Below are 3,400 nucleotides of genomic sequence, written 5' to 3' on the forward strand. Positions count from 1 at the left end.
GTGCCGCGGCCGCCCAAGGTCGTGCCGAAGCCGGACCAGCTCGCGAAGCTGCTCGACCAGGAGCCGACCGATCAGCCAAGCCCGAAGCCGACCCCCAAGGCCGCCAAGGCGGCCCGCCAACCGGCGCCGCCCCAGCCCGCCGCGCCGCCCGAGCAAACCGACGCGCAATCGCATAATTTCGACCTGACCGACATTTCGCGCCTGCTCAGCCACGACGCGCCGGCCCAGAAGGCCGCGACCGGTCGCGAGCCTTCCAAGGTGGCGTCACTCGGCTCGGCCACGGCCCATGCGGACAAGATGGCGCCTTCGCTCTGGGGCCAGCTCGACGGCCTGATGGAAGACCAATACCGGCAGTGCTGGAGCTATCTCGGCCTCAACCCGGGGCAGAAATATGTGCCGCAGATCCGCGTCACCTATGACGAGAGCGGCGGCCTTTCGAGCGACCCGGTGCTGGTCAACCCGCCGAGCGACCCGGCCTTGCGGAACCTCGCGGAAAGCGCGCTGCGGGCGGTTCGCCGCTGCAATCCGCTGCGCATCCCGTCCCAATACGCCCCTTATTATGACGAGTGGAAAGGTCGCGTTCTGCGCTTCGACCCGCAGGAAATGGCCGGTTAACCTTCCAGGTCCATGCCGTGTCCGATTTCCGCCTCGTCGCGCCCTCAAGGACTGATTGATGCAGCCCCTCCTTTCCCGACGCGCCACCCTCGCCGCATTCTCGGCGACTGCCGGCGCCGCCCTCATGGGCCGTTCCGCGGTCGCGCAGGATCGGTTCCTGGATATCCGCCCTGGCGGCGCGTTCCGACCCGTGACGGTGGCGGTGACCAACTTCGGGGGCGATGCCGACCAGGGCGCCAAGCTGTCGGGCATCATCGCCAACGATTTCAAGCGCTGCACCTTTATCCAGCCGGTGGATGCTTCGAGCTTCCCCGAACCGGTGACCGACCCCGACGCGCCGAACCTGGCGGCCTGGAAGGCCACAACGGCGCAATTCGTGCTGACGGGCCGCACCAGCCGCAGCGGCGGCAGCCTTAACACAGCGTTCCGGCTGTGGGATCTGTCGTCCGGGTCCCAGGTGGCGGGCCAGCAATATGCGACCGATGCCGCGAATTCCCGGCGCGTCGCCCATATCGTGGCCGACGCGGTCTTCACGCGGGTGACGGGTGAGAAGGGCTTCTTCGATAGCCGCGTCGTCTTCGTGGACGAGACCGGCAGCGCGGAGAAACGCAAGAAGCGCCTGGCCATCATGGATCAGGACGGCTTCAACGTGAAATATCTGACGCGCGGCGAGGACCTGGTGGTGACACCGCGCTTCTCCCCGTCGGGCCAGGAGGTGGCCTATATGTCGTTCGGCCAGGACGAGCCGAAGGTGTTCCTGCTCAACTTCGAATCGGGGCAGCGCTCGAGCGTCGGAGACTTCCCCGGCATGACCTTTGCGCCACGCTTCTCTCCCAACGGGCAGGACGTCATCATGTCGTTGAGCCAGGGGGCGAATTCGGACCTTTACAGCCTCGACATCGGCAGCAAGGCTCAGCACCAGTTGACCAACACGGCCGCGATCGACACCTCGCCCTGTTATTCGCCGGACGGCGGACAGATCGTGTTCGAAAGCGACCGGGGCGGCACCCAGCAGATCTACGTCATGCCGGCCTCGGGCGGTGGCGCCAAACGCATTTCTTTCGGCGAGGGGCGTTATTCGACGCCGGTCTGGTCGCCCAAGGGCGACCTCATCGCCTTCACGCGGCAGAAATCCTCGGGCTTCGCCATCGGCGTGATGAAGCCCGACGGGTCGGGCGAGCGCATCCTGACAGAAGGCTTCCACAACGAGGGACCGACCTGGGCGCCAAACGGGCTTTACGTGATGTTCTTCCGCGATCCCGGCGGCAGCGCCGGATCGAAGATCTACATGGTCGACGTGTTCGGTCGTGGCGAGTTTCTGGTGCCGACGCCGTCCTTTGCGTCAGACCCGAACTGGGGTCCGTTGCAGGGTTGACATCGCGGCGGGATCGGCAGTCGCTCGCCCTGGCCCCTCCAGGGCGAGCCTGGACGCCATTTTCCCGCAGACGCGGACCGCTCCGGCCTGCCGCAAACGTGGTGCATGCGCGCAGCAGCTTAGCCTGTTACGATCCCGTGCCAGCGTGGCTCGGATACAACGCTTATGCCCCACTCAGGCCATCAATCCGGCGGCACAACGTGGCCTGCCACGCGACGTTCGATCGGTTCTTTGCGGGCGCGATACGGTTGATAGAACCTTCGCTTAACCATCCGCAGGTTATGTCATGGCTTCTGATCGGTCGCCGTTGGACGGGGTAGATTTGCGATGCATCCTTTCATGTCTTTGCGTGCGGTGAAGCTCGCAGCCCTGCTTTCGGCAGGCTTGGCGCTCACGGCTTGCGCCTCCAAGAACGGCATGGAGGACGCGGCGCTCGGTGGCGGCGGCTTCGGGGCCAACGGCGGCTATGGCTCGGGCGCCAGCGGGGCTGGCCTCGCGTCGCCCGGCAGCGTCCAGGATTTCGCCGTCAACGTCGGCGACCGGGTGTTCTTCGAATCCGATCAAACCACCCTTAATCAGACCGCGCAGGCGACGCTCGACAAGCAGGCCCAGTGGCTGTCGCGCTACGGCACTTATGCGTTCACGGTCGAAGGTCACGCCGACGAGCGCGGCACGCGCGAGTACAACTTCGCCCTCGGGGCTCGCCGAGCCGAGTCGGTGAAGGAATACCTCGTCGCCAAGGGCATTCCGGCCTCGCGCATGCGGACGATCTCCTACGGCAAGGAGCGACCGGTTGCGACCTGCAACGACATCTCGTGCTGGTCGCAGAACCGCCGCGCCGTCACGGTGCTCAAGGGCGGGCAATCCTGACCGCATCACAATTTGGCCGGAAACACGCGGTCTTAGGGCCGCGTGTTCCTCTCGACTTGGGTCGGTCCCATGCGTTCCCCGCTTTCCCCCATCCTGGGCGCCATCAGCTGGGGGGTGGTGCTGACAACGGGCGCCTTCGCGGGTGACGTTCGACCGCACACCGCACCCCTGATCCTCGCCCAGGCGGACGACGACCAACCGTCGGCCGATCAGCAGGCCCCACAAAGCCAGGGCGCCGGTGTGGCCGCCATGACGGTGCGGGTCGATCGGATGGAGAACACGATCCGCCAACTGACCGGGCAGATCGAGGAATTGCAGTTCCAGAACCGCAAGCTCACCGACGACCTCCGCAAGATGCAGGAAGACGTCGACTTCCGCTTTCAGGACCTGAACCGCGCCGGCGGTGCGCCGGCCAAGCCCGCCCGGAGGTCCGACGCCGACCCAGCGCCGGTCGGCGTGCCGTCCGCAACCGGCGTGGTGGTGCCCCCTGACGCGGCCCCGAAACTGCGCCGCAGCGGCGACGCCTTCGACCCTGCGGCC

The 3,400-nt window shown here is 66.5% G+C and carries 2 protein-coding genes and 2 pseudogenes; all 4 read left to right on the top strand.

The features are described from left to right. Positions 1–615: pseudogene (locus P7D22_RS22650) on the top strand (cell envelope biogenesis protein TolA); the annotation flags it as partial. Between the two features lie 58 nt (positions 616–673). Next, the gene (tolB, locus tag P7D22_RS22655) at positions 674–1,990 is read left to right on the top strand and encodes a Tol-Pal system beta propeller repeat protein TolB (protein WP_319936512.1); all 1,317 of its coding nucleotides are present in this window, start codon (positions 674–676) and stop codon (positions 1,988–1,990) included. Positions 1,991–2,329: 339 nt separating this feature from the next. Next, complete coding sequence (pal, locus tag P7D22_RS22660) at positions 2,330–2,860, top strand: peptidoglycan-associated lipoprotein Pal (RefSeq protein ID WP_319936513.1); 531 nt, start codon at positions 2,330–2,332, stop codon at positions 2,858–2,860. 69 nt (positions 2,861–2,929) lie between these two features. Beyond that, a pseudogene (locus tag P7D22_RS22665) lies at positions 2,930–3,400 on the top strand (YbgF trimerization domain-containing protein); the annotation flags it as partial.

The organism is Lichenihabitans sp. Uapishka_5 (assembly GCF_033947565.1).
In the GTDB taxonomy this organism is placed as follows: domain Bacteria; phylum Pseudomonadota; class Alphaproteobacteria; order Rhizobiales; family Beijerinckiaceae; genus Lichenihabitans.

What these genes read in the sequence shown, in the direction of transcription:
- tolB (WP_319936512.1), top strand. Translation starts at nt 674, where the DNA reads ATGCAGCCCCTCCTTTCCCGACGCGCCACCCTCGCCGCATTCTCGGCG.
- pal (WP_319936513.1), top strand. Translation starts at nt 2,330, where the DNA reads ATGTCTTTGCGTGCGGTGAAGCTCGCAGCCCTGCTTTCGGCAGGCTTG.